The 12,853-nt window shown below is 62.3% G+C and carries 15 protein-coding genes and 1 pseudogene; 8 read left to right on the top strand and 8 right to left on the bottom strand.

Going from position 1 to position 12,853, the window contains the following annotated elements; genetic code table 11:
• Nucleotides 1-624, bottom strand: a 624-nt coding sequence (locus MAXJ12_RS18425; protein WP_008837463.1) for a glucoamylase family protein, incomplete at its 3' end; no start/stop codon positions are given.
• Nucleotides 625-684: 60 nt separating this feature from the next.
• Nucleotides 685-1,347 (bottom strand): CBS domain-containing protein, encoded by a 663-nt coding sequence (locus tag MAXJ12_RS18430; RefSeq protein ID WP_008837464.1) that lies wholly within the window; start codon nt 1,345-1,347, stop codon nt 685-687.
• A 224-nt stretch (nt 1,348-1,571) separates the two neighbouring features.
• On the opposite strand from MAXJ12_RS18430, the gene MAXJ12_RS38900 reads away from it, so the two are divergent.
• The 5 genes and pseudogenes from MAXJ12_RS38900 to MAXJ12_RS18445 all read left to right on the top strand — a co-directional run bounded on the left by MAXJ12_RS38900 (nt 1,572) and on the right by MAXJ12_RS18445 (nt 4,861).
• Entirely contained in the window at nt 1,572-1,961 is a 390-nt protein-coding gene (locus tag MAXJ12_RS38900; protein ID WP_244421522.1) for a PLDc N-terminal domain-containing protein, read from the top strand.
• 142 nt (nt 1,962-2,103) lie between these two features.
• Entirely contained in the window at nt 2,104-2,658 is a 555-nt protein-coding gene (locus MAXJ12_RS38905; RefSeq protein ID WP_244421523.1) for a phospholipase D-like domain-containing protein, read from the top strand.
• Nucleotides 2,559-2,973, top strand: a pseudogene (locus tag MAXJ12_RS38910) (phospholipase D-like domain-containing protein). The gene MAXJ12_RS38905 and the pseudogene MAXJ12_RS38910 overlap by 100 nt, the downstream one beginning before the upstream one ends.
• Before the next feature lie 228 nt (nt 2,974-3,201).
• On the top strand, nt 3,202-3,573 hold the full coding sequence (locus tag MAXJ12_RS38240; RefSeq protein WP_008837465.1) for a hypothetical protein: 372 nt from the start codon (nt 3,202-3,204) through the stop codon (nt 3,571-3,573).
• Nucleotides 3,574-3,745: 172 nt separating this feature from the next.
• Nucleotides 3,746-4,861, top strand: coding sequence for a YncE family protein (locus MAXJ12_RS18445; RefSeq protein WP_008837466.1), 1,116 nt, complete (start codon nt 3,746-3,748; stop codon nt 4,859-4,861).
• Nucleotides 4,862-5,152: 291 nt separating this feature from the next.
• Here MAXJ12_RS18445 and MAXJ12_RS18450 read toward each other — a convergent pair whose 3' ends face one another.
• Together MAXJ12_RS18450 and MAXJ12_RS18455 are read right to left on the bottom strand one after the other, a co-directional pair.
• Nucleotides 5,153-5,539, bottom strand: coding sequence for a DUF302 domain-containing protein (locus MAXJ12_RS18450; RefSeq protein WP_008837467.1), 387 nt, complete (start codon nt 5,537-5,539; stop codon nt 5,153-5,155).
• Nucleotides 5,540-5,750: 211 nt separating this feature from the next.
• A complete protein-coding gene (locus MAXJ12_RS18455; protein WP_050898851.1) occupies nt 5,751-6,281 on the bottom strand; it encodes an EF-hand domain-containing protein in 531 nt (176 codons plus the stop codon).
• A gap of 181 nt (nt 6,282-6,462) precedes the next feature.
• Between MAXJ12_RS18455 and MAXJ12_RS18460 the strand changes: the two genes are divergently transcribed.
• Together MAXJ12_RS18460 and MAXJ12_RS18465 are read left to right on the top strand one after the other, a co-directional pair.
• Entirely contained in the window at nt 6,463-7,188 is a 726-nt protein-coding gene (locus MAXJ12_RS18460) for a response regulator (protein ID WP_008837470.1), read from the top strand.
• Nucleotides 7,185-8,588: an ATP-binding protein gene (locus tag MAXJ12_RS18465; protein ID WP_008837471.1), complete on the top strand. Its 1,404-nt coding sequence runs from the start codon at nt 7,185-7,187 to the stop codon at nt 8,586-8,588. The genes MAXJ12_RS18460 and MAXJ12_RS18465 overlap by 4 nt, the downstream gene beginning before the upstream one ends.
• A 378-nt stretch (nt 8,589-8,966) precedes the next feature.
• On the opposite strand, the gene MAXJ12_RS18470 is transcribed toward MAXJ12_RS18465, so the two are convergent.
• Genes MAXJ12_RS18470 through MAXJ12_RS18485 form a run of 4 tightly spaced genes read right to left on the bottom strand, consistent with a single transcriptional unit; the run spans nt 8,967 to nt 11,750 of the window.
• Entirely contained in the window at nt 8,967-9,686 is a 720-nt protein-coding gene (locus MAXJ12_RS18470; RefSeq protein WP_008837472.1) for a HoxN/HupN/NixA family nickel/cobalt transporter, read from the bottom strand.
• Entirely contained in the window at nt 9,686-10,126 is a 441-nt protein-coding gene (locus MAXJ12_RS18475; protein ID WP_040586795.1) for a YqaA family protein, read from the bottom strand. The genes MAXJ12_RS18470 and MAXJ12_RS18475 overlap by 1 nt, the downstream gene beginning before the upstream one ends.
• Before the next feature lie 29 nt (nt 10,127-10,155).
• Nucleotides 10,156-11,475, bottom strand: coding sequence for an MFS transporter (locus tag MAXJ12_RS18480; protein ID WP_008837474.1), 1,320 nt, complete (start codon nt 11,473-11,475; stop codon nt 10,156-10,158).
• Entirely contained in the window at nt 11,475-11,750 is a 276-nt protein-coding gene (locus MAXJ12_RS18485; RefSeq protein WP_008837475.1) for a metal-sensing transcriptional repressor, read from the bottom strand. The genes MAXJ12_RS18480 and MAXJ12_RS18485 overlap by 1 nt, the downstream gene beginning before the upstream one ends.
• Before the next feature lie 579 nt (nt 11,751-12,329).
• Here MAXJ12_RS18485 and MAXJ12_RS18490 point away from each other — a divergent pair.
• The gene (locus MAXJ12_RS18490; RefSeq protein ID WP_040586780.1) at nt 12,330-12,764 is read left to right on the top strand and encodes a pyridoxamine 5'-phosphate oxidase family protein; all 435 of its coding nucleotides are present in this window, start codon (nt 12,330-12,332) and stop codon (nt 12,762-12,764) included.
• Nucleotides 12,765-12,853 lie beyond the last annotated feature (89 nt).

Consider the following 12,853-nt stretch of genomic DNA (forward strand, 5'->3'; position numbering starts at 1 on the left):
CGCGTAGCTGGTCGAGGGTAGAGGATGCGTCGGCGAGCCGAGCCCCAGGACATAGAGCAAAAGCGCCTCGTCATATCCTTCCCAGCGGTACTTCAGGAATCCGCGCTCGGGTGTCCAACCGTGGCTGACGGTTTCTCCGCCGTCCTGCGCCCAGCGCCAATCGGCTCGGCGATAGAGCGCATCAGCCAGTGTACGGATCTCGACCTCGTCCTGCGTGTTCGCATCGAAAAACGCCGCCGCGGCCAGCGCGCCGGCCAACAAAAAGGTGCTGTCGATGGTCGACAGCTCGCACTGCCAGGCTCGCCGGCCGGTCTGCATATCCAGGAAGTGATAGTAGAAACCGCGATATCCCGTGGCGTCCGGCTCCGGCCCGTGCGGACTGTTCCAGAAGAAGCGCAGGGTGGCCAAAGTGCGTTCCATGGCCGCGCGCCGGCTCATGAATCCGCGTTCGACCCCCACCGGATAGCAGGTCAGCGCAAGGCCGGTGGCAGCGATGCTTGCGGGCCAGTTCGCTTCCGTCTTATCGAGGATGAGGCCGTTGGCAGGGTTCGCTTCATGGATGAAGTAGTCGAACGTCTCCCGCTGTAGCGTTGCCAGGTCGTCTTGTATGGCGGAGTTGCTCACGATGTCACCTGACAGGTTTTCGAAGGATGCTTTCGTCCAGCATCGGCCGCCTGTGTGGAGCTAGGCAAGGGACAGGTGGTCGAAAAAACCCTTGACGCCCCTTACGCCCTCGGCAACCACGCGGACAGCATCTCGCTCACTTTGCGAGGAGACCGCTCCCGATACATGCACCAGGCCGTCGGCGACAGTGAGAGCCAGCTCATCTCCTTTGATGCCTGCATCCTCTCGCAGCCGTGTAAGGATGCTGCGCCGGATCGCATCGTCGCCGGGCGCCGTAGCGTCGAATTTGGCTGTGATGAGAACTCGCAGGAGTTCGGCTCGGCTTACGATCCCAACCAGGTGCCCTCCTCTCATTACCGGTACGCGCTTGATGCCGCGCTCCGCCATGAGCGCAGCGATTCGAGGCAGCGGCGTTTCTTCTTCGACCTTGACTGGATCCTCGGTCATTACATCCGCCACTTTCCAGCTGTGGCTTTTCACGTAAGCGCCAGCGTTGTTCTCCTCCGTGCTGAATTGCCGATCGACCGGCGCCAGCGCCTGGGCACCGAGTTCCGACCTGCGCATTAGATCGCCCTCGGTCACGATACCGACCACGCGGCCATCATCGTCAATCACGGGCAGGCCGCTGATGCGGTGGTCCAGCATGATCCGCGCTGCATGCCTGACACTGTGGTCAGGCGAAACGCTGACTACGTCCACGGTCATGACGTCTTTTGCCTTCATCTGCCTGATCCCCTAAGCGCAGTGGAATTTGCTCTCGGCGTCGCGTGCCGACGTTGCCACTCGCCGATCGGAGCCGCGACCCAGATAAGAGGTTACAAATATGGCAGACTAGCTCGGGATCGCGGAAGGTTTCTTGATACACGTCAAGGAAACGCGGCTGATTTACCAGCAGCTAGGGCGATTGCGGCTGAGAGAGAGCAAAGAAAGCAGGCAGGACAACGGCGATGGTGTTCATTGGGGGCGAAGCCTGGGCGATCGCCTACCTGGCGGTTGAATGGTCAATCCGCCTCGTGATGATTGTGGTCGTGCCCTTGCGGCGTTCTCCCGAGGCCTCGCGGAGTTGGCTTCTGCTGGTATTTTTCCTGCCGATTCCGGCGCTTGTCATCTACCTTCTCATCGGAAGACCTACTTACCCGCGCTGGCGTCGCCAACGCTTTGTCAGATTGCCGGCCATCCTCGCGGCTGCGTCCAGGGAGATTGCCCATTCCCGCTTCTGCCGCCGTCCCGACCTGCCGGGCACACTGGCAGGGCCAGCTCTTCTGATCGAAAAGCTCGGCAATTCCCGGCACTCGCCGGAAACGACGTCAGGCTTCTCTCCGAGTATGATGACGTGATCGACCGAATCGTCGCCAACATCGACCAGGCACAACAAACAGTCCATCTTCTGTTCTACATCTTTGCCGACGACCGGCCGGCGCATAATGGACGCGCTGGACCGGGCCGCGCGACGAGGTGTCAAGTGCCGGGTTCTGATCGATGCCATCGGGTCGCGACAATGGGCGCATCGCGTGGCGAAGCTGCTCGCCCCCGGCCGGCGTGGAGGTTCGGCTCGCCCTTCGGGTCGGCCTTTTCCGGCGCAGGTCGGCACGCGCCGATCTGCGCAATCACCGGAAGATTGCCATCATCGACAGCCGTGTCGGCTATGTTGGCTCGCAGAACATCACCAATGCCGTGTCTAGCCGGAACATCGCCAATGAAGAACTGGTCGCGCGCAAGTGGTCGGTCCGATCACAGCGGAACTCCAAGCCGTGTTTATCGCCGACTGGTTCATGGAAACCGACGAGGAACTGGCCATGCCCGCCTTGTTTCCGCACCATCATCCCGACTCCGGGGTCGTCGCGCAGGTCCTGCCAAGCGGCCCCGACTACCCGGATGCCGGCGTTGGACACCTCATGGCCGCGCTGGTTCACGGCGCGCGCGAGCGTGTCGTCATCACGACCCCCTACTTCGTCCCGGACGAGGCATTCCTGCAGGCGCTCAAGACCGCGGCGTTGCGTGGAGTCGAAGTCCACCTGGTGGTTTCGTACCTGACGGATCACATTCTGGTGAAATTCGCGCAGCGATCCTATTATTCCGAACTTCTCCGGGCCGGTGCACGCCAAGCATGTCACATTTGATGACGAGATCGCACTGCTGGGCTCCAGCAATGTCGACATCCGCTCCTTTGTCCTGAACGCTGAAATAAGCCTTGTCGCTTTTGACCGTGGCGTCACGGCGCAACTGCGGCGTGAGCAAATCCGCTGCTTCGGCGCCAGCGAGACGCTCACCCTCGACGCTTGGGAAAAGCGCATGATCGCCCACAAGATCTGCGAGAACTTGGCGCGACTGGCAGGTCCTCTTCTGTAAAACCGAGTTGGGGTTGATCGCTGCGTTTTTCCGTCGTCAGTCGTATCTTTGCTGCACGCCGCATTTTTTTCGGCTTCGGTACTCTCTTTGATCTTGGACAAATTGAGCCGTTCAGGTTCCTTCTATGGTGGGCATGCAATCAACCCTGTACAGCGCGCATCGAGGAAAGGGCGGAATCAGTTGAGATCGGGTGTGATCCCTTTGGGACCGTCCAGACTGCGGCTTGGAATGCGGGCGCTCGATGCGTCGCGCTGGCTCGCCCTGTCCATGGCCATCCTCATTGCGATCTCTGCCCTGCTTCACGACGGACACGCCCCGGCGGCCGCTGCCGAGGATATTCGCTTTGCAATCGAAAACACCCACGCCGAGCCTGCGGCCGAACACAGCCATGCCAAGCCTTGCGGCGGCGAAGAACAAGCGCGGGACGACGGCAGCTGCTGTATTTCGACATCCGGATGCGCCATCTGCGTCCCTGGGTTCGCGCAGGCCCTCGACGGCTCTACGCGAAGCACGCCTCTCGCCCTCGCCTCGGATACCATCTCGTTGCCGGGCGATTGTCCGCTCCAAATGCGACCTCCAAAAGTCTCCGCGATCGCCTAAGCGCACACTGCCGTTCGGCTCGTGCGCCTGCCATCTGCAATCCGGAGTCACGAAGATGAGAATTTTAAGTCGCATAGCAATCATCCCAACGCCCATTTCCGGCACTCCCGCCGCCGCGTGGTCTCGCCCGCGCCACTCCATCCCTGATTGCCGCTACGGCCGGGAGACAGCCATGAGTGCTGCTGCCGCGCTGGCGGTTGAGCAACGGTCGCGCATGACCTTCGCCGCCCTGGCGGCTGCATTCGGGCTGGCGATTGTGATGTCGTTCGCACACCCGGTCGGGGCGGAGCCGAAATCGTCTGGCTTCGTCTACACCGCGGACGAATATGGCAACTCGGTCAGCCGCATCGATCTGAAAAGCGGAAAGGTCGACATCATTCCTGTCGATATCACGCCCCACAATGTCCAGTTCGTCCCGGGCAGACGCCTCTTGCTTGCGGTGGGCGCCTCCGCAACGGGTGGAGGGACCGAAAGTCACGATGGTGGTGGCCATGGTGGCAGCGAGGACGGTGGCGACGGTCATGAAGAGGCCGCTGGTGGCGGCAAGTTGGTAATCTTCGACACGGCCGACATAACCTCCGCTCCGACAGTTTCGATCGACGTTGGCGCTCATCCGGCCCATGTCGTCGCCGATGCCGAAGGCAACCGCGCATATGTGTCCAACTCCGAAGACGACACTCTTTCGGTGGTCGATCTGCAAAAGGGCGAAGCCGTCGCGACGATCGCCACGGGCGACTATCCTCACGGCCTGCGGATGAGTCCTGACGGAAAGTCGATCTATGTCGCCAATGTCGAGGACGGCACTGTCTCAGTGATCGATATCGCCACGCTTGCAGAAACAGCCAGGATCGCGGTCGGGGCCGCTCCGGTTCAGGTGGGATTCGTCCCGGATGGCAGGCGTGTCTACGTTTCGCTGCGCGACGCGAACCAGGCGGCGGTCATTGACACCGCCACGCGCGAGGTCACCAAGCGCATCGACGTCGGACGGTCACCCATTCAGGTGCATGCGACCACTGACGGCCGCTTCGTTTATGTCGCAAACCAGGGAACCGACGAGGAGCCGGACGACACGGTTTCGGTCATCAATACCGCCAGCGACACGGTCGTTAAGACAATTCGGACAGGCCAGGGAGCGCACGGGGTGACCGTCAGCAGCGACGGGGACTTTGCTTTCGTGACCAATATCATCGCTGGCACGGTTTCGCGGATATCAGTCGCAAGCCAGTCGGTCGTCGACACCTACACAGTCGGCAAGGGACCGAACGGCGTAACTTTTCAGACCCCTTGATACGCGAACGCGGGTGCCGAGACCGTCTCGGCGCCCGCGGGCATAACTAAAGCCAGAATTGAAGAACACAGCCGTAGCTGCTTTTCGCAAGGGACCTTTCTTGTCGGGATCCTACTCTTGACGTCCCTGCCCTGCTTTGTGGAGGACGCCGCCCTCCAAAGAGCACCGTACCGAAAACACCTCCGGCAGTCTTGAGCCTCCCATCACCTTGTTGAGGCGGCGGCCGAATTCGGGCTCGAAACGGACGGCTACCGCCGTGCGGCGACTCGCCGAGATCGGCGGGCCTGCCTGTCAGATCGCAGCGACCGCCTCGGCCAGCAGGTCGCGTACCTGACCCGCAACCGCATGCAGTTCAGGATTATCGATCGCCTGCATCGAGGCCACCGGGTCAATGGCGCTGACCTCAACCCCGCCTGCGACCTCGCGCAGGATCACATTGCAGGGCAGCATCGCGCCAACGCGCGGCTCGATACCGATGGCCTGATGCGCCATCTTCGGATTGCAGGCGCCAAGGATTCGATAGGGCGGCATGTCCACGTCGAGCTTCTTCTTCATAGTCGCCTTGACGTCGATTTCGGTCAGGACGCCAAAGCCTTTGTCTGCAAGCGCCTTCCGGGTGCGGGCGTCGACCTCGTCAAAGTTCGCCCCGGTTACCAACCGATTGAACGTATAATTCATGGCGATTTCTCCCTGTAGGTCATTTTCGTAAATACTTGACCAGGGCGGCGATTGTTAGACCCACAAGAACCAGAATGACGATCGTCCCCAGCCATCCGAACCCCATCCCCAAGCCCATACCGTAATCGTTCATCATCGAATTCTCCTTATCACGTGATGGTTCTGCCCCCGACAACAGACCTGCGTCAAAGCGGCGGGGGCAGCACTCATGTCAGTTGTTGTCCATCATACTTTTACCCATTCCCGGCATTCCGCCTTGCTGCCCGGCCATGTGGCTCTGCATCGTTTCAGCCATGGCAGCCATTTCAGCCTCGGTCACTTGCGCATCACCGTCGGCGTCGTGCATCTGGAAGGCGCGCACCGTCATCGGCCGGGTGTGGGCCGCATGCATCACCGCGAATTCCTCCAACGACAGCTTGCCATTGGCATCGGTGTCATAGGTCTTGAGTTCTGCCTGAATGCCTGCCGTCATCTCTTCGGGGCTGAGCGTACCGTCCTTGTTGGTATCAAAGGCGGCCATGGCATTGCTCTGGTGCCCATCCATCATCATGCCCATACCGCCGCCCATCATGCCGTGATGGCCGGCATCCCTCATGCCGCCGTGCCCACGCATCATACCCATGCCATCGCCCATCATACCGCCATACTGCATCTGCGCCTGCTGGGCGATGACGGGTACTGCAACCGCCGCAAGCCCAAGGGCTGCAACGACTGAGAGGGTCAGCTTCGTTGAACGTTTCATGATCATCACTCCTGAATTGATCTGCGATGGGTTCAATCTGGGATGCAGGTGTCCCACAGGTTTGTCAGGCGGGAAGGTCATTTGTATCAAACTGTCGCAAACACCGTCCCGGTGAAGGTTTGCGACAATCTTCCGCCCGCGTTACCCCCAGGATCGGCTAGGGTCAGGTCCAGGAGATATGATGATGACCGGTTCGCCCCATATCCTGATCGTCGATGACCACCGCGAGATCCGCGATGCCATTGCCAAGTATCTGGAAAAGAACGGCATGCGCGCGACGACCGCGGCAAATGCCCTGGCGATGGACGCGGCGATGAAGGTGGGGCAGTTCGATCTGATCGTGCTGGATGTGATGATGCCGGGCGAAGACGGCCTGTCGGTCTGCCGCCGTTTGCGCGCCCAGGATGGCATACCGATCCTGATGCTGACCGCACTGGGGGATGATACCGACCGCATCGTAGGACTTGAGGTCGGGGCCGATGACTACCTGCCGAAACCGTTCAATCCGCGCGAACTCCTGGCCCGGATCAAGGCAATCCTGCGACGGTCCGAACGGGCGCGGATGCCGGGCCGCAACATTGCCGGGCACAGGCTGGCGTTCGACCGTTGGGTTCTGGATACCGACCGGCGAAAGCTGATCGATACCGAAGGCGCCGAAGTCGCGCTGACCACCTCCGAATTCCGCCTTCTGACGGTGTTCCTGGCCCGCCCACGCTTCGTGCTCAGTCGCGATCAACTACTCGACCTGACCTCTGGCCGGGCGGCACAGGTGTTTGATCGTACCATCGACAATCAAATCAACCGATTGCGCCGCAAGATCGAGGCGGATCCAACCAAGCCCGTACTAATCGCCACCGTCTGGGGAGGCGGCTACAGTTTTGCCGCCGATGTAAGGGAGGTGCCGTGAAGGCGCGCTTCGCCCGTCTGGGCAATCTGTTCCCGCAATCCGTGGGTGGTCAGTTGCTGGCTATGCTGCTTTTGGCGCTCGTCGCGACGCAGGGGCTTGGACTCCTGCTGCTGACCGACGAGCGCAACCTCGCCGTGCGGGCGGCCTTGAGTTTCGAGGTGGCGGGACGCGCCGCGAATGTCGTGCTGCTGCTGGACGACGCGCCAGCAGATCTGCGCCCCTCTATCCTGAGGGCGGCAGATTCGCCCCTGGTTCGGTTTGAAGTCGGACCTACGCCTGAAGCACCGCACGATAGCACCGATACAGACTCTGTTCTGGGCCAGATCCGGCAGATCCTCGGCAATCCAGAACGTGAAATCCGGGCAGATATTCATGCCAATTCCATAACACCTATGCCGATGCCCGAGGGCATGCCAGCCGCAATGCGCCCCATGCACGACGCGATGATGGCCGGGCGGACGGAAGCGGTGGAAATGACGCTTTCGATCCGTCTTGCCAGAGGCGATTGGCTGAATGTGCGCACGATGTTCCATCGCCCGGGGCCGCAACTTTCGCCGAAGGCCCTGTTGCCGCTGCTGTTGATGGCAGTTGCCGTGGCCCTGGTGGCTTGGTGGACGGCTCGGCGTGTCGTGGGCCCGATGCGCGCGCTTGCCGTAGGGGCCGACCGGCTGGGGCGTGGTCTTGATGCTGGTCCGCTGCCCATGACCGGGCCATCAGAGATCCGCAACACCACGCTGGCCTTCAACCGGATGCAGGACCGGCTGACGCGCTTTGTGACCGAGCGCACACATATGCTCGCGGCGCTGAGCCATGATCTGCGTTCACCCCTTACCGCGATGCGGCTCAGGATCGAGATGTTGGACGAAACCGAGGACAGTGTCCGCCTGAAGTCGCTTGTCGAGGAAATGCAGGCCATGGTCGAAGCGACGCTGGAATATGCGCGCGGAGTCGCCAAGGCGGAACCCGAAGCCACGGTGGATCTAGCTGCTCTGCTGGCCGATATAGTGGGCGATGTGGGCGGGGATCGGGCGAACCTCACACCATCGCAGCCGATGCCCGTCACCATTCGCCCTCACGCGCTGAACCGAGCGCTGCGCAACCTGATCGACAATGCGGTCCGCTATGGCGACGTGGCAAACGTTACCCTGACGCAAGAACCGGGAACGGTCATCATCACCATCGCCGACACGGGTCCGGGATTGCCCAAGGATCAGCTTGAGGCCGTCTTTGAGCCTTTCGTGCGGCTGGAAGGGTCTCGCAACCGGGATACGGGCGGGGTTGGCCTGGGTCTGGCCCTCGCCCGAACCATTGTTCAGGCGCATGGCGGAACGGTCCTGCTGCGGAACCGCGCTGGAGGCGGGTTGGACGCTATGGTGCGGCTTCCGATTGGGGATACGTGAATCAGCCTGGCGGTCAGGGAAGAAAGCCAGCGCAGATACTAAAGAACAAGCGATGGAACGATGCTCCACCGCAGGACCGGAACGAGCCCGATACCGATAAGCGACAACCAGGGCATGCGGGTTGATCAAATCCTCATCCAGCGCAACAGCTGATCTCGCCATGTCCATTTCGAATGTCTGGACCGCGAGTTTCGGGCCTCTACCTTGGTCGGATAAAGGAAGACCGTCTTGCCGTGCGCCTGCGCGTCATTGGCTTGGAATGGTGCGTCCTTCCGTGTGCCGGGATGATGGACGCGATTCTTGGGCCCGAGCTCTATGGGGAGACCGCGATCTGCATGCGCAATCCATCGAGCCGGTAGCGGCCCGCGTCAGGCAGGCTCAGCCGACGATCGCGTTCCAGGCTACTGCCACCAGGATGAGGCCCGCCGTCACCTGGATCGTCCGGGTGACGGCGTCCACCACGCGGGGCCGGGCTGCCAGCAGGCGCAGAAGCTGCTGCCGAAACAGCACGGCCGCCAGCGCCACCGCCGCCAGCACCAGCACCACGCCGATCATCATCACGGCCGCGAAGGCGACGCCCGCCTGCGGCACGCCCCGCGAGATGGCGAAGGTCATGACGAACAGCGTCAGCGGACAGGGGATCAGCCCGGCCATGAAGCCGACCAAGGAGCCTTCGCGGCCATGCGAATGCCCGGTCCCGCGAAACGCCTGCCACAGCATCCACAGCCCGATCAGACCGAGCAGGCCCCGGCTGAGATCTTCCAGCAGGGGCGCTCGGCCGACGCTGCCCAAGGCCACGGACACCAGCGGCAGGGAGAACAGCGCGATTAGAACGGACATCGTCACATGCGTGAAGGACAGCGCAAGCGACACCACCAGGGCGCGCGCGAGGGTGGCGGTCGAGCCCGTCAGGTAGATGGCGAGCACCGCCTTGCTGTGACCGGGCGTGAGCGCGTGGACCGCGCCGAACACGATCCCCATGGGAAGGTATGCCGCCAGCAGCTGCCAGTCGCCCGTCTCGGCGAAGTTCCCGATGCGGTCGGCGAAGGCGAGGTATATCTCGCGCTGGATCGCGACCAGTTCCTGAAGCAGACCCATCATCCGAGGACGCCCAGCGTGGTGGCGGCCAGCGCGACGTAGCGCGCGGTCTTGGCGATCGTGACCAGGACGACGAAGCTCCAAAGCGGCTCGCGCAGGACTCCCGCCGCGACCGTCAGCGCGTCCCCGCCGATCGGCGCCCAGCTCAGGAGCAGGCTCCAGCGTCCCCAGCGGCGATACCACCCCGTCGCCCGGTCGAGCGCGGCAGGGCCGATCGGAAACCATCGTCGGTCGCGAAAACGCTCCACGCCGCGCCCGAGCGCCCAGTTGACCATGGCGCCCAGCACGTTTCCGATACTGGCGACGGCGACCAGCAGAATGGCAGGGTGAGTGTCGGCCACGAGAAGGCCGACAAGGGCGGCTTCCGACTGCGCGGGCAGGATCGTGGCGGCGACGAAGGCGATCGCGAACAGCCCGCCCAGAATGGCGATGTCATCCATCGGGTCGTTGGAATCGATGCGAACAGGTTTCAGCGCGCATGCGGCCATGTGCCGTGAAGGTCGTCGATGACGAAAGCATGGGCATGGCTGTTCCGGCCCGCGACAGAGCCTTCTGCCCAATGCGGATGGCTTACGGGCAGGCCGTCATGGGAATGCTCGACGATCTCAGGGTCGGCGGCAGGCCACAGCCACGCGGCAGCCGCGACGGCGCTTGCAGCGATGGCGGCGAGAATCAAAGCGGTTGCCTGAAGCCCGAACGCGGCCGCGGCCCATCCGGCAAGCGCATAGGTGACAAGCCAGCATCCATGCGAGAGGGCGAACTGGGCGGCGAACAGCGCCGGACGGTCCTCGGCGCGCGATGAGCGCCGCAAGAGCCGCCCGGACGGGGTCTGCGACATCGAGTAGCCGGCGCCGATGACGAACCAGAGCAGAAGCAGCCAACCATAGGAAGGGACGGCTGCCGCGGCGAAAGTCGCTGCGGCGAGGACCGAAGCGCCCGCCAGCATGGCGGCTCGGTCGGACACGCTATCGAGCAGCCTCGGCAGGACCAGGGCGACCAGCATCGACCCGCCGCCGAAGGCTGCAAGCGCCAGTGCCGTCTCGCTCTGGTCGAGACCGAAGACGGCCTGTACGTAGACGACCGTGTTGACGATCACCAGCGCGCCGGCGGCAGCGACCGCCGTGTTGATCGCAAACAGGCCCCTGAGGCGCGGCGTCGCCAGATAGATGCGGATGCCGCGCGTGGTGCGGTCGTAGATGCCGCGCGGTGCGCTCGCCTTCGGACTCGGCAGTACGACGGAGACGACCAGTGCCGAGGAGACCAGGAAGCCGACGACGGTCCCGGCGAACAGATTGTGGAAGCTGATGACGGTCAGGAGCGCCGCCGCCAGCACCGGGCTGACCAGGCTTTCCAGATCGTAGGCGAGCCGCGAGAGCGACAGCGCTCGGGTGTACTCCCTCTCGTCTGGAAGCACGTCCGGGATCGTCGCCTGGAAGGTCGGCGTGAACCCGGCGGAGGCAGACTGGAGCACGAAGATCAGGACGTAGACCTGCCAGATCTCAGTGACGAACGGGAGGAGAAGTGCGACCGCAGCGCGGACGATGTCAAGCGAGACCAGCATGGCCCGGCGCGGAAGTCGTTCCGCGAAAGCGGCCGCCACCGGCGCGACGGCGACATATGCGACCATCTTGATCGCCAGCGCCGTGCCCAGCACCGCCCCGGCGTTCTCGCCCGCCAGGTCGAAGGCGAGCAGGCCTAGGGCCACTGTCGCAAGCCCGGTTCCGATCAGCGCGACGACCTGAGCAAGGAAAAGGTGGCGGTAGGTGCGGTTGGAAAGAACGCCGAGCATCAAAGGTACTTCGCGATTTCCTTGAACTCGTCGACGGAGCGGCGACGCTCTCTCGGAAGCGGTCCGACGGCGTCCTCCAGGCAATGTTCGAGATGGTCCTGGATCAGCGTGCGCTTCGCCTGCGCGACGGCCTTCTCTACCGCGTGAAGCTGCTGCGTGACGTCGAGGCAGGGTTTTCCCGCCTCGATCATGGCGACGACGCTGCGCAAATGGCCTTCGGCGCGTTTCAGGCGCTTGACGATGTCGGGGTGGGAGGCGTGGCGGTGCTCTGTCATGCCGCAGTTGCTATCCTCCTGGTAGGGATGTCGTCAACAAGCGCAGCGCCCCCGCCACCCTAACCCCTTGCCCCAACTAACGCCTTAGACCGCTGGATGATGATACCGACCCGAACAGCCGTCTCGGCCGCAAAGGCTTGATCTGCGTGCTCGCCTTCGCGGTTCTGGCATTCCAAGCGTGTATTCCGGACCATTCCGGTTTTGCCCTGTCAGATTTGGCGGCAGTTCATGACCATCATGACAAACGCGTACGGCGACGCGATGCGCAATACATGCGATGCCGGTATCACGTTTCCGTTCGAACTGGCCTTAACCTGTATCAAAGACGGATAGATCGTCTGGACTGACCTTGTTCAGCTTCATCGCCTGGTGTTCTACGGCCGATGCATTCGTGCCTACCGTCTCCTGAGAACTGATTCGATATGTTGCTGACCCAAAACGAGTTGCCATTGTAGGTGAGAGGTATCACCTCCAATCATCATGCGAATCGTGTTTCTGTGAACGGGGGAAGCGTCTACGATAGGCGTCATAGAGTTGTACTGCGCCTTCATGAGGGGAGTTACAGCCGGAGGTCGGCCAATGATAATCCGTACACTTTCCACTTCAGAGTGCGCGAAGCTGCTTGCGGCAAATCGCTTAGCCCGCTTGGCCTGCGCAAAAGACGGGCGGCCTTACGTGGTTCCGATCTACTGTGTTTACGCGGACAGCCATCTTTACGCATTCTCCATGCCGGGCAAGAAGATTGAATGGATGCGGGGCAATCCCATGGTGTCACTTCAGGTACACGAGGGGGGCGAACGGCGCGAATGGAAAAGCGTGGTTGTCGACGGTCGTTATGAAGAAATGCTTGATAGTGTCGGGCGGGATCATGCTTGGTCGCAATTGAGCAGACATTTCGACTGGTGGGAGCCGGGCGGTCTCAAACCGGTCGCATCTGAGGTGTCGGACCATTCGCCGCACGTCTTCTTTCGAATCTCGATCGAGCAGATGTCCGGGCGGGAGGCAAAGGAATAGCATTCCACGCGTTCTGATACGACCCTCGCCAGCAAGTGCAGTAATTATGGAACCAAAACCGCACTGGCACCTCACCGTCCTCACCGCTG

It is taken from the genome of Mesorhizobium alhagi CCNWXJ12-2 (genome assembly GCF_000236565.1).
GTDB classification, from domain to species: Bacteria; Pseudomonadota; Alphaproteobacteria; order Rhizobiales; family Rhizobiaceae; genus Allomesorhizobium; species Allomesorhizobium alhagi.

What these genes read in the sequence shown, in the direction of transcription:
- MAXJ12_RS18430 (WP_008837464.1), bottom strand. Translation starts at nt 1,347, where the DNA reads ATGAAGGCAAAAGACGTCATGACCGTGGACGTAGTCAGCGTTTCGCCT.
- MAXJ12_RS38900 (WP_244421522.1), top strand. Translation starts at nt 1,572, where the DNA reads ATGGTGTTCATTGGGGGCGAAGCCTGGGCGATCGCCTACCTGGCGGTT.
- MAXJ12_RS38905 (WP_244421523.1), top strand. Translation starts at nt 2,104, where the DNA reads ATGCCATCGGGTCGCGACAATGGGCGCATCGCGTGGCGAAGCTGCTCG.
- MAXJ12_RS38240 (WP_008837465.1), top strand. Translation starts at nt 3,202, where the DNA reads ATGCGGGCGCTCGATGCGTCGCGCTGGCTCGCCCTGTCCATGGCCATC.
- MAXJ12_RS18445 (WP_008837466.1), top strand. Translation starts at nt 3,746, where the DNA reads ATGAGTGCTGCTGCCGCGCTGGCGGTTGAGCAACGGTCGCGCATGACC.
- MAXJ12_RS18450 (WP_008837467.1), bottom strand. Translation starts at nt 5,539, where the DNA reads ATGAATTATACGTTCAATCGGTTGGTAACCGGGGCGAACTTTGACGAG.
- MAXJ12_RS18455 (WP_050898851.1), bottom strand. Translation starts at nt 6,281, where the DNA reads ATGAAACGTTCAACGAAGCTGACCCTCTCAGTCGTTGCAGCCCTTGGG.
- MAXJ12_RS18460 (WP_008837470.1), top strand. Translation starts at nt 6,463, where the DNA reads ATGATGACCGGTTCGCCCCATATCCTGATCGTCGATGACCACCGCGAG.
- MAXJ12_RS18470 (WP_008837472.1), bottom strand. Translation starts at nt 9,686, where the DNA reads ATGGGTCTGCTTCAGGAACTGGTCGCGATCCAGCGCGAGATATACCTC.
- MAXJ12_RS18475 (WP_040586795.1), bottom strand. Translation starts at nt 10,126, where the DNA reads ATGGATGACATCGCCATTCTGGGCGGGCTGTTCGCGATCGCCTTCGTC.
- MAXJ12_RS18480 (WP_008837474.1), bottom strand. Translation starts at nt 11,475, where the DNA reads ATGCTCGGCGTTCTTTCCAACCGCACCTACCGCCACCTTTTCCTTGCT.
- MAXJ12_RS18485 (WP_008837475.1), bottom strand. Translation starts at nt 11,750, where the DNA reads ATGACAGAGCACCGCCACGCCTCCCACCCCGACATCGTCAAGCGCCTG.
- MAXJ12_RS18490 (WP_040586780.1), top strand. Translation starts at nt 12,330, where the DNA reads ATGATAATCCGTACACTTTCCACTTCAGAGTGCGCGAAGCTGCTTGCG.